The 20,325-nt window shown below is 60.0% G+C and carries 20 protein-coding genes; 7 read left to right on the forward strand and 13 right to left on the reverse strand.

Annotated features, from left to right (window positions below; genetic code table 11):
• Positions 1 to 138: 138 nt before the first annotated feature.
• Entirely contained in the window at positions 139 to 333 is a 195-nt protein-coding gene (locus PL79_RS00415; protein WP_044845786.1) for a hypothetical protein, read from the reverse strand.
• Positions 334 to 377: 44 nt separating this feature from the next.
• Between PL79_RS00415 and PL79_RS00420 the strand changes: the two genes are divergently transcribed.
• Positions 378 to 641: a hypothetical protein gene (locus tag PL79_RS00420; RefSeq protein ID WP_044845787.1), complete on the forward strand. Its 264-nt coding sequence runs from the start codon at positions 378 to 380 to the stop codon at positions 639 to 641.
• 90 nt (positions 642 to 731) lie between these two features.
• Here PL79_RS00420 and PL79_RS00425 read toward each other — a convergent pair whose 3' ends face one another.
• The 4 genes from PL79_RS00425 to PL79_RS00440 all read right to left on the reverse strand — a co-directional run bounded on the left by PL79_RS00425 (position 732) and on the right by PL79_RS00440 (position 5,842).
• On the reverse strand, positions 732 to 1,733 hold the full coding sequence (locus PL79_RS00425; protein ID WP_044845788.1) for a LysR substrate-binding domain-containing protein: 1,002 nt from the start codon (positions 1,731 to 1,733) through the stop codon (positions 732 to 734).
• Positions 1,734 to 2,353: 620 nt separating this feature from the next.
• Positions 2,354 to 3,331, reverse strand: coding sequence for a GlxA family transcriptional regulator (locus tag PL79_RS00430; protein ID WP_044845790.1), 978 nt, complete (start codon positions 3,329 to 3,331; stop codon positions 2,354 to 2,356).
• Between the two features lie 91 nt (positions 3,332 to 3,422).
• The gene (locus PL79_RS00435) at positions 3,423 to 4,574 is read right to left on the reverse strand and encodes a hybrid-cluster NAD(P)-dependent oxidoreductase (protein WP_044845791.1); all 1,152 of its coding nucleotides are present in this window, start codon (positions 4,572 to 4,574) and stop codon (positions 3,423 to 3,425) included.
• Positions 4,575 to 4,582: 8 nt separating this feature from the next.
• On the reverse strand, positions 4,583 to 5,842 hold the full coding sequence (locus PL79_RS00440; RefSeq protein WP_044845792.1) for an aromatic ring-hydroxylating oxygenase subunit alpha: 1,260 nt from the start codon (positions 5,840 to 5,842) through the stop codon (positions 4,583 to 4,585).
• A gap of 273 nt (positions 5,843 to 6,115) precedes the next feature.
• Between PL79_RS00440 and PL79_RS00445 the strand changes: the two genes are divergently transcribed.
• Together PL79_RS00445 and PL79_RS00450 are read left to right on the forward strand one after the other, a co-directional pair.
• Positions 6,116 to 7,036: a LysR substrate-binding domain-containing protein gene (locus tag PL79_RS00445; RefSeq protein ID WP_044845793.1), complete on the forward strand. Its 921-nt coding sequence runs from the start codon at positions 6,116 to 6,118 to the stop codon at positions 7,034 to 7,036.
• A 281-nt stretch (positions 7,037 to 7,317) separates the two neighbouring features.
• Positions 7,318 to 8,559, forward strand: coding sequence for a M24 family metallopeptidase (locus PL79_RS00450; protein WP_052664691.1), 1,242 nt, complete (start codon positions 7,318 to 7,320; stop codon positions 8,557 to 8,559).
• 734 nt (positions 8,560 to 9,293) lie between these two features.
• Here PL79_RS00450 and PL79_RS00460 read toward each other — a convergent pair.
• Positions 9,294 to 9,674 carry a winged helix-turn-helix transcriptional regulator gene (locus PL79_RS00460; protein ID WP_082088568.1) on the reverse strand — a complete coding sequence of 127 codons (381 nt, stop codon included), beginning with the start codon at positions 9,672 to 9,674 and terminating at the stop codon, positions 9,294 to 9,296.
• 93 nt (positions 9,675 to 9,767) lie between these two features.
• Between PL79_RS00460 and PL79_RS00465 the strand changes: the two genes are divergently transcribed.
• Together PL79_RS00465 and PL79_RS00470 are read left to right on the forward strand one after the other, a co-directional pair.
• Entirely contained in the window at positions 9,768 to 10,178 is a 411-nt protein-coding gene (locus PL79_RS00465; RefSeq protein WP_044845795.1) for a DoxX family protein, read from the forward strand.
• Positions 10,179 to 10,190: 12 nt separating this feature from the next.
• Positions 10,191 to 10,934 carry an SDR family NAD(P)-dependent oxidoreductase gene (locus tag PL79_RS00470; protein ID WP_044845796.1) on the forward strand — a complete coding sequence of 248 codons (744 nt, stop codon included), beginning with the start codon at positions 10,191 to 10,193 and terminating at the stop codon, positions 10,932 to 10,934.
• A gap of 291 nt (positions 10,935 to 11,225) precedes the next feature.
• Here PL79_RS00470 and PL79_RS00475 read toward each other — a convergent pair whose 3' ends face one another.
• Entirely contained in the window at positions 11,226 to 12,023 is a 798-nt protein-coding gene (locus PL79_RS00475) for an IclR family transcriptional regulator (protein WP_052664693.1), read from the reverse strand.
• A gap of 162 nt (positions 12,024 to 12,185) precedes the next feature.
• The gene (locus tag PL79_RS00480) at positions 12,186 to 13,529 is read right to left on the reverse strand and encodes an MFS transporter (RefSeq protein ID WP_235879169.1); all 1,344 of its coding nucleotides are present in this window, start codon (positions 13,527 to 13,529) and stop codon (positions 12,186 to 12,188) included.
• A 510-nt stretch (positions 13,530 to 14,039) separates the two neighbouring features.
• Between PL79_RS00480 and PL79_RS00485 the strand changes: the two genes are divergently transcribed.
• Complete coding sequence (locus PL79_RS00485) at positions 14,040 to 14,711, forward strand: TetR/AcrR family transcriptional regulator (RefSeq protein ID WP_044845798.1); 672 nt, start codon at positions 14,040 to 14,042, stop codon at positions 14,709 to 14,711.
• A gap of 75 nt (positions 14,712 to 14,786) precedes the next feature.
• Here PL79_RS00485 and PL79_RS00490 read toward each other — a convergent pair whose 3' ends face one another.
• The 5 genes from PL79_RS00490 to folD all read right to left on the reverse strand — a co-directional run bounded on the left by PL79_RS00490 (position 14,787) and on the right by folD (position 19,809).
• Positions 14,787 to 16,187: an amino acid permease gene (locus PL79_RS00490; RefSeq protein ID WP_044845863.1), complete on the reverse strand. Its 1,401-nt coding sequence runs from the start codon at positions 16,185 to 16,187 to the stop codon at positions 14,787 to 14,789.
• A 15-nt stretch (positions 16,188 to 16,202) separates the two neighbouring features.
• Complete coding sequence (locus PL79_RS00495) at positions 16,203 to 16,532, reverse strand: hypothetical protein (protein ID WP_193759792.1); 330 nt, start codon at positions 16,530 to 16,532, stop codon at positions 16,203 to 16,205.
• A gap of 62 nt (positions 16,533 to 16,594) precedes the next feature.
• Positions 16,595 to 17,860: an NAD(P)/FAD-dependent oxidoreductase gene (locus PL79_RS00500; RefSeq protein WP_235879170.1), complete on the reverse strand. Its 1,266-nt coding sequence runs from the start codon at positions 17,858 to 17,860 to the stop codon at positions 16,595 to 16,597.
• A gap of 307 nt (positions 17,861 to 18,167) precedes the next feature.
• Positions 18,168 to 18,812 (reverse strand): maleylacetoacetate isomerase, encoded by a 645-nt coding sequence (gene maiA, locus PL79_RS00505; RefSeq protein WP_044845801.1) that lies wholly within the window; start codon positions 18,810 to 18,812, stop codon positions 18,168 to 18,170.
• Between the two features lie 100 nt (positions 18,813 to 18,912).
• Entirely contained in the window at positions 18,913 to 19,809 is an 897-nt protein-coding gene (gene folD / locus PL79_RS00510) for a bifunctional methylenetetrahydrofolate dehydrogenase/methenyltetrahydrofolate cyclohydrolase FolD (RefSeq protein WP_442861514.1), read from the reverse strand.
• Between the two features lie 145 nt (positions 19,810 to 19,954).
• Between folD and PL79_RS00515 the strand changes: the two genes are divergently transcribed.
• On the forward strand, positions 19,955 to 20,308 hold the full coding sequence (locus PL79_RS00515; protein WP_135800918.1) for a hypothetical protein: 354 nt from the start codon (positions 19,955 to 19,957) through the stop codon (positions 20,306 to 20,308).
• Positions 20,309 to 20,325: the final 17 nt, after the last annotated feature.

The following is a 20,325-nucleotide window of genomic DNA, read 5'->3' on the forward strand; positions in this document are numbered from 1 at the left end:
AACCCTCGCGACGAATCTCGGGCAGGCGAGCGGCACTACGCGACATCTCCTCGAGTAAGCGAGGCACAGAATAAGCGAACAGGTATTACGTAATGGTATCGGCGTACCCGCTGCTTCACTCATTCCTGGCGCGGGCGGTCATTCCTCGAACTGACGAATTGTCGCGTTGTACGCGCGCGCTGCCATCTCTTCCAATGGCAGCTTGCGCTCGACTTCAGATAGAATTTCCACGCCCCAAGGACCATCGAAGACCGTCGCCTGAACCGCTTTGATGAATCCCTTCACGTCAAGAACGCCTTCACCGGGCAAGCGACGCTTGTGACAGGTGTCCATCCACAGCGTCTCGATTGCATAGCGGTCAGCGTCGTCGAGCTCAGTTGACGACCAACATGGAACTGCTGCGCCCGGCCATGACGCTCCGGGAATTCGCTGAACGCAACTGGAACATGCCGGCCGCGTATCGAAAGAACCGCTACAGCTGCCTCGCGCACGGCATCCGCATGGTCGACGAGTATCCGTCTGCTGCGTACGGCATCGAATGGGAACGCGGAGGATACGACGGCCGATTCGAAAGCGGGATGACGCTGTGCGTCAAAAGCCACATCGGCGCGGATCGCGCTTGTATAGCGATCAAGCTGTAGTGGTGAGAGAGATTCGCGATTCGCGTCGAGTACGGAAGGCATCCGTTGCACGCCAACCATCAAAATTCGGCTTGTTCGTCGTCCGGCCCGCTACCGACGGAGTGCAACACTGACATCGAGCCACCCGCGCATCATCACGCTGACCTCGTCGCTCAGCCATTGACGGAACAGTCGGTATTCCTCGCGCGGCTGCGCATTCCGGTGCGTGATCAGATAGTGATGGCGATCGCGAAACACGAGCACGTCCTGCACCGGACGCACGAGAACGCCGTCATCGATCTGCCGGTGCACGAGGTGATGCCAGCCCAGCAGCGTCCCCTCGCCTGCTTCGGCCTGCGCGACGAGCAGGCGATAGTCGTTGCTTTCCAGCGACTTGTTCTCGATCAGCGTGTCGGTGCCGTCGCTTTGCTGGAACCAGTTGCGCCACACGCGCCAGTCGACGTGCTCGCACACCTGCGCGCGGCCGAGCATCGACAGGTTCAGGGTCGGGCACGACAACAGGTCGAGCGGCTTCAGCGACCGGCCGTGAAAATGCCGCTCGTGAAACGACGGGCCGCACACCGGATACACGATGTCGTGAAAGAGCGGCTCGGCTTCGAATTCCGGCTCGCGCGGCGGGTTCTTCGTGATGATCACGTCGGGCTCGATGAGCCCGTCGAGTTCCATGAAGTGCTCGGTGACGATCACGTGGAGCTGGATGTTCGGAAACTGCTCGCGAAACGCGGGCAGCCGCGACGAAAGCCACAGCGCCGAGAACGTATGCGACACGCAGATCATCAGCGCGTGCCTGTCGGTGCGGCGCACCGCCTCCGCCGCCTCGGCGATGTTCATGATCGACAGGTACGACGCGTTGTAGAGGACGCGCCCCGCATCCGTCAGCGCGATATGCCGGCCGGTGCGCTCGAACAGCGCGACGTCGAGCGAATCCTCGAGCTCCTTGATCTGCCGGCTGATCGCCGCCTGCGTGACGCACAGCACCTCGGCCGCCTGGGTGAAGCTCTCGTAGCGCGCCGCCGTCACGAAGCATCGCAGCGCGCGAAGCGACGGCATCTGCGCGAGAAGTCGGTCGGCAAACAATTGCTTCTTCAACATGGCTTTCACTCTCAAAACGGAGGTCGGACGCTGCGTCGACGCACCCGTCGACGACAGTCCCGCCGGTTGCTCGCGCGGGTCTCGTCGCAAACCTTTCAATTATTCGATCAGTGCAGCTTGTGCGTCAGCCGGGCGGCTGGCAAGAGCGGCTCGGCCGCCGCCACGGCGTCACGATGACGCCATTCTCGATCCATTGTGCACCGCATCGCCATATCGGAATCGACGAGAGCGACGGCAACGCGCACGTCGAATCGTCACGTCCGTCGGTTGCGCCGCCACGTCGTGGCGTCGTGGCGTCGTAGCATCGTGGCGAGCAGCCGGGCGCAGCGTCGTTTGTCTCGTCGCGCACAGCGTGATCGGCCGGCGCGGTGCGGCATCGCGATCGATCTGCAGCGCACCGCAGACACATAGCCATCGCGGCGCCTCTGCTAGCGCGGGCTGCCATTCCGACGACCTCACCCAGAAACTCGCCGTCTGGCTCAATGAGAAAAATGCAGACAAAGCCGAACTCGATGTAACTTGCCCGGGTGGGTGAAGTCCGATGAAAACCGGCCCCCACCCGCTCCGCACCCTGGCGCTGCCGCATGCCGAGCCGGCACGAGCCGCCTCATTCCCCGCAGTTATCTCGGCGCGCGGCGCTCGACGATAGGCGCATGGCCGAATTCCTTCCGATACGCCTTGCTGAAAGTACACGCCGACGGAAATCCGCAACGTGCCGACACATCACCGACGAAATCGTTGCCGCGGCGCAGCAGGTCCCGTGCGTGCCGAAGGCGAATGCTCCGATAATAGCCGCGCGGCGACACATTTAGAAATTCCTTGAACACCCGCTGCAACTGCCGTTCCGACAGCCCGACCAGTCGCGCGATCTCAGGAAACGAAAGCGGCTCCTCGACGTTGGCTTCCATCAGCTTCACCGCTTCGACCAGGTCCTCGCGCGTCGATTCGAGACGCGCACACACCGGTATCGGCTGCGGTTCATTCATGCCGCGCAGCCGGTTGACGACGAGATGCTTCGACACGTCGACGACGAGATGCGGACCGAAATCGCTCGACATCAGCGTGAGCATCATGTCCATCGGCGCGATGCCGCCCGTACACGTGATCCGGTCGCGATCGATCACGAAGAGCTCGTCCGTGATCTCGACACCGGGAAACTCGGCACGCAGCGCGTAGAGGTCGGCCCAGTGCGCCGCGCACCGGTACCGGTCAAGCAGGCCTGCGGTCAGCAGCGCGTACGCACCACTACACAGCGCGCCCATCGCGATCCGACGTTCGGCGAGCGCGCTCAATGCGTGCCGTGTACGCGCGTCGACCATCTCGCGGATCCGCGTACCGCCGCACACGATCATCACGTCGGGCAGCGGACCGGAAAGGTTGAGCGCCTGCGTGGGCCGCATCGCGATGCCGTTGCTGGCTTCGACAGGGTTGCCGTCGATGGAATACACCGTCCAGCGATAGTGCTCCGTACGGTCGACGTAGTTCGCCACGCGAAGGGCCTCGATCGCGTGGGTAAACGCGATCATCGAATACGACGGCAGCGTGAGAAAGCCAAAATGGCGCGGTCGTGAGGTGAGGAAAGCCGGGGTATCGGACACGGTGGCAATGCCGGAAGGACGACGGATCGACTGGCGTCGGGCAGTGCGCGCCGATCCGGATCGGGATCAGCGCGCATTGGGACAACCACCGCTACAGATCGAGTACGAGATCCGACGTGGGACGGCTGCAGCACATCAGGCGCAGCCCCTTGTCGATTTCCCGCTGACGGATACCGCCGTTGTGCTGCATGTCGACCGTGCCTTCGAGCACCGCGGTCTTGCAGGTTCCGCAAATGCCCTGGCTGCACGACGACGGCAGCGCGACGCCGGCCTTGCGCGCGGCCGACAGCACCGTCTCCGCGCCGCTCATCGGAAAGGTCTTGCCCGACTTCGCAAGGCGCACCGTATATGTGCGGACGCCCGCCTCCGCCGCCTGTTGCGCCGCGTCGGCCGCGTCCGCGGCAGGCTCGACCGTTTCGGCGAAGTTGAAGCTTTCCTGGTGATAGCGGGCGGGATCATGACCGCCTTGCGCGAGCAGCGCCTTCGCGGCGTTCATGTAGCCCGCCGGGCCGCACGTGAAGACTTCGCGGTCCCGATAGTCGGGAACGTGCCGTTCCAGCAGATCGAGGCTGAGCCGGCCGGTCGGCCCGCTCCAGCCCGGCTCGGCCCCCGTCGCCTCGCAAATATGGATCACCTTGAGATGGTCGGCTTCCGCGCTCAGCCGCTCGAGCTCGTCGCGAAACACGATGTCGTCGGGCGTTCGCGCGCTGTGCACGAAGACGATGTCGCGATTCAGCCCGAGGTCGATCGCCGCTCTCGTCATCGACATCAGCGGCGTCACGCCCGAGCCGGCGGACAGGTAAAGCACCTTCGCGGCCGGCCCGGAGGACGGCGTGAAAATGCCGGACGGTCCGAATGCACGCAGCTCGACACCGGGCTTCATGTTCGCATGCAGCCAGTTCGACATCACGCCGCCCGGCGTGCGCTTGACCGTGATCGACAACGTGTACGGCCGAGTCGGCGGCGACGACACCGTATAGCAGCGGCTGACCGGCACGCCGTCGACGTCGGCCGACACCGTGATGAACTGGCCGGGCTCGAAGCTGAACGGGCGCCCGTCTTGCGCGCTGAACACAAAGCTGCGGACGTCGTGCGTCTCGTCGCGCACGCGGCAGCACACCAGCGTCTTCTGTTCGCTGCTGTCCCACTGGACGTCCACGCGTTCCCAGGTAGCGGGGTCCGAGAAACGATCGGTCGCCGCGGCGGCCGGATCGGCCACGCAAAAGTTCTCTCTGACTGTCATGACGATACTCAGATGCCGTGAGCCTTCAGGCGCGCGTCGTACCACCGCGCGAACTGGTCGAGCGCGCCTTCGGTGTACGTCGAGTACGGGCCCGGGACATACGCGGGATCCTGCGTCCCGCTATGCGTGATCGCGACGAGGTCGGCGTCCTGCCGCGTCGTGGCGTCCCACACTTCGGTCAGCGTCTTGACGTCGTAGTCGACGCCTTCCACCGCATCCGCATGAACGAGCCACACCGTGCGCACCACCGTCTTGTCCGGCGCGATCGGCAGGATGTACGCGACGACCGCGTGATCGCTCATCACGTGCGTCCACGAATGATGGGTCCACATGTGCACGTCGCCGAGATCGCGACGCGGCAGATCGCCGAGCAGCTTCGTGCACGCGACCTTGGTGTCCATCGTCTGCGATTCGCACGCGCCGGCAATCACGAGCCGCTGCGAGCGGAAATTCGTCTGGACGCTCTCGTCGACCGATTCGAACGCCTCGCAGATATAGCCGTCCTCTTCCCACTCCTTCTTGCGCGCGGCATTGTGCTCGAGATACGCGTCGTAGTCGCGCAGCGATTCCTCGCTCTGGCCGTCCGGGCAGAAACCGAAGTCGTGCGCGAGGAACGATTGCGTGAGCTCCGGGTGCGTACCGCCGCAGTGGTAGCACTCGCGGTTGTTCTCCATCACGAGCTTCCAGTTGCCGTTCTCGACGATGGTCATCTCGTGCGCGATCTTCGTGCGCTGCATGTCGTGCGGCGCGAAGCGCGGCGTCATCACCGACTCGAGCTTCGAGAAATCCTCAGGCGCCTCATCGGCGAGGCAGACGAACACGTGCGCGCCGACCACCTTCACGTGCACCGGGATCAGGCTGCGGCACTTCGTGTCGAAATCCTTGCCCATGTGCGTCGCGTGCTTGAGGCTGCCGTCCAGATCGTACGTCCACTGGTGATACGGGCAAACCAGCATGCCGACGGTGGCCTTCGTCGCGCTCTTCATCAGACGCGCGCCGCGGTGGCGGCACACGTTGCGGTACGCACGGATGTTCTCGTCGTCGTCGCGCACGATCAGGATCGACGACTTGCCGATATCGACCGCGTAGACGTCGCCCGGCTCCGGCACGTCGGCCGTCACCGCGACGAAGATCCACATCTTCTCGAAGAACACCTCGACGTCCGTCTCGAACACATCCTGCCGGCCGAGAAGCCCGGCCGGCAGCCCGTGTCCGGGCTTGCGGCTGTCGAGCAGTTCGCGGTGGCTCTTGAGCGGAATGGCAGACATCGTACTCCTCCAATGGGGCTGATTTTCGCTATGCTTTTTTCAAACTTTGAGCGAAGTATTGGAGGGGCAATTTCACCCGTCAACGCGCTATATTTTCCCGTTCGCATTACTTTATGTTATGCGAGGCCGCCGACGCGCCTGCCCCCTTGGTTAACCCGAATCCGTGCGACGGAAACTCGCAATTCGGGACCCGTCCGCATCGCAACGTCGGCGACTGACCGGTACAATTTGGAGACAGACGATTCGCCCCGGTCGCACGAAAAACAGACTCAAATGACGAAAGGAACAAAAGGATATCGGCGGATCGTCCCGTCGCTGACTGCCCTGGTCGAATTCGAAGCGGTCGCCCGCCTCGGCAGCTTCACTCACGCGGCGGCCGAACTCGGCGTGACGCAGGCGGCGGTCAGCCGGCAGGTGCGCTTTCTCGAGGAAACGCTCGACGTGCGCCTGTTCCATCGTCTGCACCGTTCGATCTCGCTGACCAACGAAGGCGAAATGCTCTATCTCGCGGTCGCGGAGTCGATGCAGCGGATCGCCGGCGCGTTCGACCGCCTGTCGACGGGCGCCGACCAGCAGGAGCTCGTGCTCGCGTCAACGGCACCGTTCGCGCAGTTCCGCCTGCTGCCGAGGCTGCCCAAGCTCAAGCACCTGAACCCGCCATTGAAGCTGCGGCTGACGACCCAGATGTTTACGGCGGACCTTCGTCATGTGGAAGTCGACGTCGCTGTGCGCTACGGCGACGGCAAGTGGGTCGACGGCACGTCGATCTTCCTGTTCGATGAAGAAGTATTCCCCGTCTGCTCACCGAGCTTCCTCGAAGAGAACGGGATGCCGAATTCGCTCCAAGCGCTCACCGAGCTTCCGCTCATCGAGTCCGACTCGACGTACGAAGGCTGGATGGGCTGGGAATCCTGGTTTCGCTCGGTCGGCTACCGTCCTCCGAAGCTCAACTACACGCTGCGTTGCAGCCTCTACACCGACGCCGTGCAGGCCGCGCGATACGGGCAAGGAATTGCACTCGGCTGGAGCCGGCTGGTGCATGACCTGCTCGCCACCGGCGAACTCGTGCGCATTCCGATTACATCGTCCAAGCCAAGCGATGCCTACTTCGTCATCGTGCCGCATGGCCGCTCGATCACGCCCGCAGTCACCCAGTTGATCGACTGGTTGCGCGAAGAACTTCCCGTTCGCTGAATACGGCCTCGCCGGCCATCTTCATCGCGTCGCGAACCGCGCGGCGTCGCTCCGTGTCGTCCGCATTCGCCCCGCCAGTCAGGCGGTACTGGTCAGGCGATGCCGTCGCGCATACTGTTCGTGTTCGCATAATTTAAATTAATGCGAGCGTGAAAATATAGCGCGTTGACCGGCCTTTTCGGCGTTTCGATACTGATTCAAAGGACCCGCTGGCGCCCGGAGCGGCAAGCGCGTCGCTGCCACGAGTCCGGACGGATCCATAACGACGAACTGGAGGAGCAATGTCAGCGGTAAGCACGCTTCATGCGGCGACAACGATGCAAACTGACGGTACCGCCAACGTTCCGAACGACCTGATGGAGCGCGTACGCGCGTATCGCATCGAGCGGGTCAGGAAAGAACTCGTTCAGCGGGGCTGTCCGGCCATCATCCTGTACGACCCGGTCAACATCCGCTACGCGACCGACACATCTAACATGCAGATCTGGACCGGCCGCAACCCGACGCGCTATGTGATCGTGTTTGCGCACGGGTCCGTCATCGGTTTCGAATTCCACAATTGCGAGCACGTTTGGAACGGCAGCACGCTCGACGTCGAGTTGCGCGGCGCAACCTGCTGGAATTACTTCAGCTCGGGCCCCGAATCGACGCGCAAAGCCCGGCAATGGGCGCGGGAAGTCGCGGACCTGCTGCGCCGGCACGCGCCGTCGGAGATGCGCATCGCGGTCGACCGACTCGATCCCGAGGGCGTCTACGCGCTGCAAGAAGAAGGTGTACGCGTCGCCGACGGACAGGCGCTGATGGAACACGCGCGCGCCGTGAAATCGCCGGACGAACTCGAGCTGATCAAGGCCGCCGTCGCGGTCTGCGAGCAGGGCATCCAGCGCATGCACGACGTGCTGACCCCGGGGATGAGCGAACAGGATCTGTGGGCGCACCTGCATTACGAGAATATCCGCCTCGGCGGCGAATGGATCGAAACGCGGCTGCTCGCGTCGGGGCCGCGCACCAATCCGTGGATGCAGGAATGCAGCGCACGGATCATGAAGCAAGGCGAGCTGATCGCGTTCGATACCGATCTCGTCGGTCCGTTCGGCTATTGCGCCGACATTTCCCGGACCTGGACGGTCGGCCACGTTCGTCCAACTGACGAGCAGCGCCGGCTCTATGCCGCCGCTTACACGCAGTTGACGACCAACATGAAACTGCTGCGCCCGGGCATGACGTTCCGGGAATTCGCTGAACGCAGCTGGAACATGCCGGCCGCGTATCGAAAGAACCGCTACAGCTGCCTTGCGCACGGCATCGGCATGGTCGACGAATATCCGTCGGTTGCGTATGGCATCGATTGGGAAAGCGGCGGATACGACGGCCGATTCGAAAGCGGGATGACGCTGTGCGTCGAAAGCTACATCGGCGGAGAAGGCGGCGAGCAAGGCGTCAAGCTCGAGCAGCAGGTTCTGCTGACCGACACCGGCTGCGTTCCGCTGTCGACGTTCCCGTTCGAAACGAACTGGCTGTAGACGCTTCGGCAACGCGACCGCCGGCTGCGTCCGCAGGCGGCGGTCGTCGCAGCGGCGTGGTCGACCAACAGTGGGACTACCACGTAACGGGGCAGGCTCCCGAGGTGCTTTCCCCATCGTGCTCCGGCTATTTCGGTTGCGCGTGCAACTTCCAGCGCACGTCCGAATACCTGTGGACACTGCGGCGTCTGTGCCAAGGTGGCGGCCATTCAGTCGCCTGCCGCTACCACCTTCCTGGCCGCAAGCTCCGTCTACGAAGCGGTTGATCAAGCTGCGGCAGACCGCGCCCAGCAGCGCCGCGGTGCACATCTGGCTGAACCGGCAGTACTCGAACGCCTCGCATACGACCAGTTCCTCGATGCCGCGCAGTGGGATCTCGCGGGTTGAGAGCCGTCAGTTTTTCAACGGGCGGAGGACACAATCCTCTCCATCGAACGCGTGTGGTGTTGCCGGCGGTTCGGCGGTCCGCGGAATTATCTCCTCGCCGGTCGGCGGGCGCGAGTAGATCCGCCGATCCCACACCAGCGCCGTGGCCGCCCCTAGTCTTGCGCAGTCTGCACATCACCGAGCTCGGCGCTGCGAAAAACGGTCACGTATGTGAACAGCGGCGGCTGCATCGCCGCACTGGCCCAAACTCGAAACGCGACGTTGTCGCAACACGCACCTCGCAGCTGCGCCGGGTGGTATCGCACTGGGCGACTGCGCACCATCCGTGTGTATGCCAATGTCGCGGCCTAGCTGCCTTTGGGCGGACGTCCCCGAGAAGGCGGCTTTACCGGCAGGCTCCGGCCGTACTCATTCCACCAAAGCGTGAGTGCTTCCATTGTGGGCCCAAGCCCGCGAGCCTTTTGGGTGATCTCGTATTCGACCCGGGGAGGTACCTCCGCGAAAACAGTCCGGGATACCAGACCGTCTGCTTCAAGTTCACGAAGCTGCGTCGTCAGCATGTGTTGGGTGATACCAGGAATCGCTTTCCGCAGTTCTCCGAAACGGTACACGCGCTGGTTGAGTAGCCACATGATTTCTAACTTCCACTTGCCAGAAAGCAGCGCAAATGCCCGACGCATTTCGTCATGCATATTTATCTCGCAACTTTCCTCAGTCTGGTTTTTCATACTAATAGACAGTTAATCATCCTACTTGATGGATTTCATATTAGACGACATTCTTGACGAAAGTCTCCATGGATCGACACTAGGAACTCTCTCATGATTGCGCACTACGCATACTGGATCACCACAACACTCCTATCGCTGCTTTATCTGACGTCTGCAACGTTGTACATCGTCAAACGGGACTGGGTACGGCAGACGCTTGCTGCACTGAACTATCCCGCCCCTTACCTCGTGCCTCTCATGATCGTCGTGAAGATCCTCGGGCCGTTGGTGATTTTGTCACGGATCAGTGTGCCGTTGAGCGACCTAGCCTATGCCGGCATCTTCTTTCATCTTCTCTTATCCGGTTCGGCACATCTCGGCGTGCACAAGTTGAAGGGAGCAGTACCGGCTGTCATCGGTCTTGCGCTTTTGATCATTTCATTCGGCACACAAAATGCCGCAAGGGAAGTTCCCTCACCCTATGGCGAGGTCGCAATTACACAACTTGCCACGGTCATCTGAAAGGACGAAGTCATGTCACGACTCAATGGAAAGATAGCAATCGTCACGGGTGCAGGTCGCGGCATCGGTCGCGCAACGGCCAAGCTATTCGCATCAGAGGGTGCCAAGGTGGCCGTCCTATCGCTCACACCTGCCAATGTCGATTCTGTTGTAGCCGACATCACTGCCGCCGGGGGCACAGCGCTCGGTGTGCCATGTGACATAAGCGACGCTGCACAGATCCACGCTGCCGTTGAGAAAGTGGTCACAACTTACGGTGGGATTGACATCTTGGTGAACAACGCCTTCGATCCTTCAGTCGTCGCATCTCCAATCATCGAATTGTCCGTGGAGCAACTGCAACGCAATTTCGACACTGGACCGATAGCCGCGCTGCGGACAATGCAAGCGTGCTATCCACATCTGAAGGCCAGCGGCAGTGGCCGCGTCATCAATTTCGGTTCGCCCGCAGCCGCCTTGGGGATGACGCCCTATGGTCCGTACAACATGGCAAAGGAGGCAATCCGCGCTTTGACTCGCACCGCGGCTCGCGAGTGGGGGGGCGACAAGATCACCGTAAACAATATCCAACCTGTTGCTGACACGTGGGGTGCCGGGGCTGACACTCCCCCGGCAACCAATGCGCTTGGGCGGCACGGCTCGCCCGAAGATGACGTTGCGCCTGTCGTGCTTTTCCTCGCCAGCAAGGATGCGCAATACCTGACCGGCTATACGCTCACTCCGGACGGCGGCATGGTCATTGACAGCGCACGTTGAGACGATAAGCGATGCGCCATTATTGAAACGGCCCGACCGCGCATCGCACGATCACAGCAAAGTTGCGCGATCGTGATTCCGCACTCACGAAGCGTGAATCTAGAAGCTCCTCGATCTGGTCGATTTCGCCGCGGCGGTCTCGCCGCGGCGGCCTAGGACAAGCAGGTTCGAGTTGCTGCACAGAACTATTGCCAAGAACAGTGTCAACGCCTGAAGGATCGGGGCAATCTTGAGGCCCCTCTCTGTTGCAGATCAGTTGCAGGAGCAGGGGTGGCGTACGCGACCAGCGCCTTACAATAACTTCGCGACGATCCTTTTGGCCGTTTCATGCAACCGTTCGGCGACTTCGGGCAGCGAGCGAGTATGCATGCGCTGTGTCGGGCCGGTCACGGCGAGCACACCAATTAACCGGTCACGTTCGTCACGCACGCCAACTGCCAGCGCGAACAGACTTTCCTCGAGTTCGTCGTCAACCACTGCATATCGCTGCTTGCGCACTTTGTGCAGCGACCGGATCAGCGCGGCGCGATCCGTGATAGTTCGGCTCGCGAGCAACGGTAAGGTTTCCGGCAATACCGATGAGATCTTCTCGTCGGTCATTTCGGCCAGAATGATCTTGCCGGTCGCGCTCGCGTGCAGTGGAAAATCGCGAGCGACGTAGCCAGGTGACAGCGTAATCAGGCGCGATCCCGACGCCTCCGCGATAAGGTCGAAATCGACGTCACCGTTGACCACTGCATAGCCGATCATTTCGTTGAGCTCTTCGGCCAGCGCCTTGAGGATTGGCTGTACGCGGCTAATAATGCCGGCGTGTGGATCGGCCAAACGCCCAAGACGCGCGAGTCGCCAACCGAGCTTGTACTTGTTGTCGGCTCGTTCGACGAAGCCCGTCTGCTCGAGGCTGAGCAAGAGACGAAATGCTGTCGGACGTGACATCCGAACGCATTTCGCGAGTTCCGTGACCGTAATTCCTTGTGGATGCAGACCGAGCTCTGTGAGCAGCACGGTTGCCTTGATCACTGATTTGTTGATGAGATCAGGCGCCTCCGATTCTATCGACTGCTCGCCCGTTTCGATGTTCACGGCCACTGTGGCTTATCACCTTACTCTGCTATCCGGATCGACCCACGCCAGTCGGTATGGGCAAGGGCATGTAGTCTACTACACGGGATTGCAGGGGTCGGGCCGGCAGCGGCCAGCGCCGACTTGTTGGAACGCGGCGGCGCTCGCCGTTGTTCACAAACCGAATGGTCAGCCTGCGGACACCTCGCTCAGTAGCTTGCCTTTCGTCTCGGGTGCAAGCAACTGGGACACGACGCCGCCGAACAGGCTGATCCCTGCGGCAATGAACATCGCGACCACAATGCCGAGCGACTGAATCGTGATCGGCAGGACGAACGTACCGAACGCCGCGCCTACACGCGAGGCAGCCGTCGCGAATCCGACGCCGACACCTCGTACCTCGGTCGGGAATACTTCACCGGGGTACACACCGGTCAGCGCGGTGGAAATCGCATTCACGAACGAGAACGTCAGGAAGGCGACCATGATCACCGTGGTCGAACCGTTGGAAAAGAGTCCGACGATCACCAGTGCAACGGTCGAAATCCAGAATGGCGGAATCGCCAGATTGCGGCGCCCAACGTGTTCGACCAGCCACGCGGCGACGATCGTGCCGAGGACCGCGATTCCGTTGAGCGCGAGACCCCCAGTTAGGCCGTCGTGCAAGCCGAGCTGGTTGAGCACGACCGGAATGAACGTGCCAATCGCAAAATACGGCGTCACGTTGCAGATCCAGAAGACTGACACGAAGATAGTGCTTTTGATACAGTCGGGCGCGAACAGTCGACCGAAGCCGGCCTTACCCGCGATGCGATGCACGAGCAGGTCCCGCTGCTCGGCCTCTTCCATATATGCCGCAGCGAGCTCCATCGCCTCTGCCCTGCGTCCTTTGCTCATCAGCCAGTGTGGGGATTCTGGCGTGCCGAAACGCATTAGGAGAACGATCAGCGTGGGTATCGTGCTCAACCCGAGGATCATGCTCCAATCTGCCGCGGCCGACATCGTCAGTACCCAGCCAAGCGCATATGCGACCAGATAGCCGACATACCAGCCAATTTCCTGGGTTGCCAGCAGCCTGCCGCGCAGTCGCGATGGTGCGAACTCGGCCAACATTGGCCAACCGATCGCATAGTCCGCACCGATCGCAACACCCATAATAAATCGCACTACGAATAGATGCCACGCCTCATGGACGAAAAACTGCGCAATGGAACCGCACAGGAAAATCGCCAGATCGATCGTAAACATCGGCCGCCGACCAACCTTGTCCGCAAGGTAGCCGCCCAGTGGGCCACCGAAGAAGATGCCAATCAGCGTCGATGCGCCAATCAGACCTTGCCATGCGAGGGACAACTTCAGGCTTTCGGTGATCGCCGGCATGACAATGCCGATGCCGCCGAGGATGAAACCATCGATGAACATCCCGCCCGAAATCAGGACAGTCAGTTTGACGATGAACTTGCGCTGCCTCTCGGACATTGATTGCGACGGCTGCGCCGTCGCAATAAAGGCCCGCGAAGTGAGTTTTGACACGGTGACGTCTCCTTGTCTCCTGGATCCCCGCAAGGCATGTTATGGATCGGCAACCCGAACGGCTTCGACGGGATGAGATTGCACGACTGACGCGAGCTTTTTATCTCATTCGACGTTCACATTTTGAACGTCGCGTTCATGATACCGCAGATCTCTCGCATTGCAGTAGATCAAAATTCAGTGCTACATCGGGCATGTTGTCATAGCCCCCAGTGGGCACTGCACATAGACCTAAACCCACACATCCCGACGCAGCAAAGCGTCACTGGACGAGTCGAACATTGGATTGCGGCGCATTACTTGAGCCCCTGCTCCCACAGTGGATCTTCCGCTCAGGACTGGCGCACCGAACGACGCAAGTGCAGGTTCATGAAGCAGTTGCAAGAACCCTGCTGCTGCAATGCGGGCGCCATCGGCAGAGTCGCCATCCGCGCCTCACCTTAAAGACGAAGGCGGAAGTGTAAAATTCAATCATTGCCAATAGCTGCATCGAAGCAGATGGGAGCAGTAATGAAGGAGATATCCAGCCGGCCAGCGAGATCGTCGTCGAAACGACGTACCCAAGCCGAACGAAGCGAAACGACTCAGCGGAAGGTCATCGCATCCGCGATCCGGCTTTTGCAGAAGGTCGGCTTTCAGGAGACGAATCTGCAGGAAATTGCGCGGGGTGCGAAGGTCACGCTCGGTGCCGTACAACATCAGTTCGGGACAAGAACCGCACTGATGGAACGGGTAGTCGATGAGGTGATGCAGCCGCTTGGCGAACTCGGAGCGGTATGGCCCGATGAGGGACTCCAATTTCCTCTTGAGGAGCGCGCGAGCCGGTTCGTGCATTCGGCTTGGGACAGCGTGTATGGACCACCGAGCTACGTTGCCGCGTGGAGTCTTTTTTTTGGGTGCAAGACGTCGCCCCAACTATTCAAACGAATTAACGAGCATCGAGCGAAGCACGACCCTTCATTTTTTGCGCATTTCGTGGCCGTGTTTCCCGAAATCGCAAGAACTCATCCAGAACCCGAGCAGTTCGCTGCGGTAATCTTTGCCGCGCTACGCGGATTGTCGATTATGCGGCTCTTCGAGACCAATGAGGAAGCAACCGAAAAACAACTGCAAGTAGTCGTCCAGATGATAGTCGACGCCGGTAAATCCGGCGTCGCTAGCAACAATACAGATGGGACTTGACCTGAGTTACCCCAAGCTGCGGATCGTCCGAACAACTCCGGACGACCACGAATCGCGTCCGGCCAGCGATTCGATTCAGGAAACGTCAATCGCAACGGTCGTCGATTTCGGAGAAATAACTCGATATGCCCCATAGACGATGGCGATCCAGACTGGTATCGCCAAAGCGGACATCCGGATTCCTGGCGTCATCAACATAACGACGACTACAATCACCATCGCCAACAGACAGACGTAGTTCGACAACGGAGAGAGCGGCGCTCGGAAGCGTGCAGAGATGCCTTTTTTCTTGCTCGCATTCCGAAAGCCTATATGAGCGATCACGATGACAACCCACGTGATCACAAGGGCCGCAACGATGAGCGACATCAGCAATTCGATTACCCCCGCCGGCGCAACGTAGTTCAGCAGGATGCACAGCGCGGTCACGATACCGGGATAGACGATCGCACGAACCGGCACACCGCGCTTATTGACCTGCATTAGCGACTTCGGTGCGTTGCCTTCGAGCGCCATGCCGTACAGTAGACGGCTGCTGCTATAGACCATGCTGTTGTAGACAGAAAGCGTTGCGGTGAGAATCACGAAATTCAAGAGATTCGCAGCAAGATGCTCACCGATTCCGGAAAAGACGAGTACGAACGGGCTGCTGCTATAGGTACCCCCGCCGGCCTTGAGTTGCGCGACCAGGTCGTTCCACGGCGTCAAGGACAGTAGCACAACCATCGAGCCGATGTAGAACACGAGCACGCGATAGACCAGTTGGTTAATCGCCTTCGGAATCACCTTGCGCGGTTCATCAGTCTCTGCTGCGGCAAAACCCAGCATCTCGACGCCGCCAAAGGCGAACATGATGAACGCAAAGGACATTCCGAGCCCGGAAATTCCGTTCGGCAAGAATCCGCCGTGCGTCCAGAGGTTGCTCAGGCTCTGATTCGGGTTGTGAGTCGTCACGAGGAGGTATCCGCCGGCAGCAATCATCGCCAGTACCGCGGCGATCTTAATCAACGCGAACCAGAATTCAAACTCGCCGTAGATTTTGACGTTGATGAAGTTCGCTGAATTGATCAACACGAAAAACACCGCCACAGTGATCCAGGTGGGAATTCCCGGCCACCAGAATTGAATGAACTTCCCGACCGCGGTTAGTTCGAGCATTCCGACGAGCACGTACAGTGCGATACAGTTCCAGCCGGACATGAAACCCGCAAAGTGCGAAACATAACGGTTCGCGAAATAGCTGAACGATCCGGCCGTCGGCTCTTCGACCAGCATCTCGCCCAGGAACCGCATGATGAAGAAGATAATGAGGCCGCCGATGGTATAGCCCAGGATCACGCCCGGACCAGCAAGCTCGATGATGCCCGCAGACCCGAGAAAGAGTCCGGTTCCGATGGTTCCACCGAGGGCGATGAGCTGAATGTGCCGGTTCTTGAGTCGGCGTTGAAGATGTCCTGACGAGGAGGCGTTATGCATCCTTTCCTCCATTACTCAGTTGGTCACAAAGAAGAGCTTCGCTTTGCTACCGAAGTACTTCACGGTAGCCCCCTTCGAGAGCTCGATAACGTCCCCGGCATTGCCTTGAACCCGGGCGCCATCCGATGATTCGACTCCGAACGTGCCCTCGAGAACGAGGATCACTTCGTCGTATCCGAGCGTCTTTGGCTCGCAAACAGCTTCATCCCAGGCCCCGAATCCGCACGGCAATGCCGCGCCTTCGTTGTCGCCGATCGCCCATGAGATCTCCGCGATGCCATCGGTTGCTCCGCCACGATCCGCAGTCGCGATGGCGTTACCCTTAATCAATCTAATGCCCTTCATTTGGATCGTCTCCGTAGTAATGCTTAACAAACAGTCAACCATCGTTCATTCATTCGTGAAACTCACTCCTCTCCCCGCCCTCGCCAGGTGTCCCATGAAATCGTCAGTCCGATTCCGACGTCGCGAATGGGCCGCGGGGGAATATAGTTGGCCGTGCCTTGCGCGAGAAAATCATTAATCAAGGGGTTCTCTCGACCGAGCGCAAGATCCGCAATGAGCATCCCTGCAGCCGTATGGCGAACAATGCCGGAACCGTTGCAGCACGACGTCGCGTAGACGTTATCGGAAATCTGCCCGAAAGCCGGCGCATGGTTCTGCGATATCGCAAGCCAGCCCATCCAGAAATGCTCGATCTCCACTTCACCTAGTTGGGGGAAACGGCGGCTCAACAGCCGTTCGTGGGTTTTTCGCGCCAGCTCGCGACGTGAATCCGTCGTGCGCAACGTCGGCGAATGTTCGAATCCTTGGCGGATCATCAATCGCTTGTCTCGTGTCAAACGAACAGTCGAACCGGCAACACCATGTGCCGGCGTAATTCCCCAAGAACTGTCGTAGCCCATTTTCACGATTTGCTCATCCGATAGACGCCTGGACAGACTCGCGAACAGCAGCACGGGGATCTGACGCTCCTTGTAGACCCCGAACGATTGCGAGAACGCGTTGACTGCCAGGATCAGCTTTCCGAAACGAACGCGACCGCGGGCGGTTTTGACATACGGCGATTGACCAGTGAACTCCACTTCCGTAACCGGTGACTGCTCAAACAGCTCGACGTTGGCCGGAAGGCTGTCCGCGAGGCCTCTGACCAATGCGGCCGGATTCAGGAGATAGGTTCCAGGGGTATAGATGGCGTCGCCGTAATACTGCGTTCCGAGGCGCGCCCCGAGCTCCGACCGTGTCAGCCACTCATATGGTTCGCCCCATGCCTCGAGGTTGGACGCATACGTCTTCAGCGCGCTATCGGCAACCGCAGGGGTCACGGCCGCGTGGTATCGACCGCGTCGCTCCCAGTCGCAGTCGATGTGGTGCTCGAGGATCAGGCGATTGAGTTCGTCGAGCGCATAACGTCCGATTCGAATTGCACTGCGTCCTTCCTCGATAGATTTTTCCGACACGGCCGACGCGTGCGGCAGATCGATAGCGAAGCCAGAGTTGCGCCCCGACGCGTTTTCGCCCACTTCGCCCGCCTCGATCACTGCAACGGAGTCAGATGGATTCTGCGTGGCCAACGCCCTTGCTGCCGCAAGACCGGCATATCCAGCACCCACGATGACCCAGTCGAACTCGTGATCGCCAAACAACGGCGTCCGGCTCTTGCGGGTGGGCAATAAAGCACTCCACCCGTTGGTCTGATCGTCGGCAGGGACTCTGTCAATGTGACGCGGCATGATCTAGGTATAAACCCTGAAAAACCATTTCAAATCAATCGTCTACGACGATCCATAACCGCAGTCTAGATGATCATTTTACGTGTTGCAATACTTGTTTAATGTTTTTGCGACGACCGATTCGCTTGCGGATAAAGGCTCTGCCCCGAATTTTGGGGAGATTGATGGCCGAAATGCCCTGTACGCGACGAGGCGGGCTGGTACAGTGCCGCCCCCATGTCTCAGATTCGCCGATGAGCTCGTCAGACTATTCCGCATCAGGCTGCCGTCCCGGAGACGCGTCGATGAACGCAGGCAGCTCCATCGAATGTTGGTAGATCCGGTGTAACGTCGGGTATCGGGAGGTATCAATCTCGAATCGATGCGCATTGAAGACCTGCGGCACGAGAGCAATGTCCGCGACCGTAGGCTTATCGCCATAACAAAACGCTCCGGTTCGCGGATCGTTCGTAAGCCGCAACTCGAATGTTTCGAAGCCTGCTTCGATCCAGTGCCGATACCACGCACGTTGTGCTTCGTCGCTGATTTGCAGCACCCCCTTCAAATATCTCAGAACGCGCAGATTGTTCAACGGATGGATTTCGCATGCGATTTGCAGCGCGAGCCCTCGCACGTGCGCACGCGCCGCGGGCTCCGGCGGCAACAGCGGCGGCGTCGCGTGCCGCTCCTCAAGATATTCGATGATGGCGAGCGATTGCTGCATCACTACCTCATCATCGACGAGGGTCGGCACAAGCGCGTCCGGGTTCACTCGCCGATAGTCGGCCGAGAGTTGCTCGCCCCCGCCACGGACTAGATGTACCGGCAAGTAGTCGTAACCAAGCCCCTTCAGATTCAAGGCGATGCGTACGCGAAACGATGCAGAACTGCGGAAGTAACTATAGAGCTGCATAAGCCATTCAAATCTAAAGCGAACTCAGTCAGGGACTAATACGGCACACGTCGGCCCAGTCGCAGGTCACCGCGACCGGCCTTTAACACAGGAACCGCCGTCAACTTCCCGCAGCTCGTTCGGCGGATTCCAGAGTGTTCACGAGAAGCATCGTGATCGTCATGGGGCCCACACCTCCCGGAACCGGCGTGATATGACCCGCCACCTCGCTCACGGACGCGTAGTCGACATCGCCGCACAACTTGCCCTCATCATTTTTGTTCATCCCGACATCGACGACCGTCGCACCAGGCTTCACCATATCGGCGGTCAGGACATCCCGCTTCCCGACGGCTGCGACAACGATATCTGCAGACTTCGTGTGGTAGCCCAAGTCCACAGTCTTGCTGTGGCAAACGGTCACCGTCGCGCCGGCCTCCAGCAACATCAGCGCCATCGGCTTGCCTACAATGTTCGAGCGACCGATAACGACGGCATGTTTGCCCGCGACCGGAATCTCGTAGGCCTCCAGCATCTTCATCACGCCATATGGCGTACAAGGACGGAACTTCGCCTGTCCGGTCATCAAGGCGCCTGCGTTGGCCACATGAAAGCCATCGACGTCCTTTTCCGCCGCGATGGCTTCAATCACCTTGTGGCTGTCTATATGGGCAGGCAGAGGGAGCTGAACAAGGATGCCGTGAATACTGGGGTCGGCATTCAATTCTTCGATACAAGCTAGCAATTCCGCTTCCGAGGTCACAGCCGGGAGGCGATCAAGCCGCGAATAGATTCCCGCCTGCTCGCAGGCCCTTACCTTGTTTCTCACGTACACGGCGCTTGCCGGGTCATCCCCGACGAGCAACACCGCCAGCCCGGGCGTGACGCCACGCGCCGTCAATGCTGCGGCACGGCTCGAGACCTCTTCCCGCAGTTGTTTCGACACCGCTACACCATCGATCACTTTTGCCTGACTCATAGTCACCTCACACACTTTCGCTTCCGGCACATTGGACATATCTGTACATAATACAAGATGCGGACGTTACCATGCGATCTAAGCTTATTCCACAGGGTTTATTTTCCTATTGATACGCGCGCCACTTGGATGTAGTCTCCGTACAGATATGTCCATTACTGACCACGAAGCACCTGGCGTCGCCATGATCGATACCGCCCATTTGTCGAAGGATTTGTCGGTCGAATGCCGCCGGTTATTTCTGCGGGGTTGCCGGGCAGCGACGAATGTCGGGCATGCGACGAAGCCGCTTGTCAACGTTGAAGTCTGGGTGCCGTATGAACATTCGACCTCGCAAGACGACGACCTTGCTGGCGTCGTGGACTACGGCATCATGCGCGACGCCGTGCTCAAGGCTGACAGCTCAGCGATCGATCGATTCATCTCGACCACGCTCGACCAGCTCGCAACGCATCCGGTAGTTCGCGCGCGCGTCGAGGTCATTGACCAGCGAAGCGGAAAAGTAATCGCCGATGGCTGCCGGTTGATCGTTCCCTGACCCAGACCAAGCGTCCA

This window comes from Burkholderia sp. USMB20, from assembly GCF_000949135.2.
GTDB lineage: Bacteria > Pseudomonadota > Gammaproteobacteria > Burkholderiales > Burkholderiaceae > Burkholderia.

Coding starts and splice junctions, on each gene's coding strand:
- PL79_RS00450 (WP_052664691.1), top strand. CDS start 7,318: ATGTCAGCGGTAAGCACGCTTCATGCGGCGACAACGATGCAAACTGAC.
- PL79_RS00515 (WP_135800918.1), top strand. CDS start 19,955: ATGATCGATACCGCCCATTTGTCGAAGGATTTGTCGGTCGAATGCCGC.
- PL79_RS00470 (WP_044845796.1), top strand. CDS start 10,191: ATGTCACGACTCAATGGAAAGATAGCAATCGTCACGGGTGCAGGTCGC.
- maiA (WP_044845801.1), bottom strand. CDS start 18,812: ATGCAGCTCTATAGTTACTTCCGCAGTTCTGCATCGTTTCGCGTACGC.
- PL79_RS00440 (WP_044845792.1), bottom strand. CDS start 5,842: ATGTCTGCCATTCCGCTCAAGAGCCACCGCGAACTGCTCGACAGCCGC.
- PL79_RS00425 (WP_044845788.1), bottom strand. CDS start 1,733: ATGTTGAAGAAGCAATTGTTTGCCGACCGACTTCTCGCGCAGATGCCG.
- PL79_RS00460 (WP_082088568.1), bottom strand. CDS start 9,674: ATGAAAAACCAGACTGAGGAAAGTTGCGAGATAAATATGCATGACGAA.
- PL79_RS00495 (WP_193759792.1), bottom strand. CDS start 16,532: ATGAAGGGCATTAGATTGATTAAGGGTAACGCCATCGCGACTGCGGAT.
- folD (WP_442861514.1), bottom strand. CDS start 19,809: ATGTCCAATGTGCCGGAAGCGAAAGTGTGTGAGGTGACTATGAGTCAG.
- PL79_RS00435 (WP_044845791.1), bottom strand. CDS start 4,574: ATGACAGTCAGAGAGAACTTTTGCGTGGCCGATCCGGCCGCCGCGGCG.
- PL79_RS00415 (WP_044845786.1), bottom strand. CDS start 333: ATGGACACCTGTCACAAGCGTCGCTTGCCCGGTGAAGGCGTTCTTGAC.
- PL79_RS00490 (WP_044845863.1), bottom strand. CDS start 16,187: ATGCATAACGCCTCCTCGTCAGGACATCTTCAACGCCGACTCAAGAAC.
- PL79_RS00485 (WP_044845798.1), top strand. CDS start 14,040: ATGAAGGAGATATCCAGCCGGCCAGCGAGATCGTCGTCGAAACGACGT.
- PL79_RS00465 (WP_044845795.1), top strand. CDS start 9,768: ATGATTGCGCACTACGCATACTGGATCACCACAACACTCCTATCGCTG.
- PL79_RS00445 (WP_044845793.1), top strand. CDS start 6,116: ATGACGAAAGGAACAAAAGGATATCGGCGGATCGTCCCGTCGCTGACT.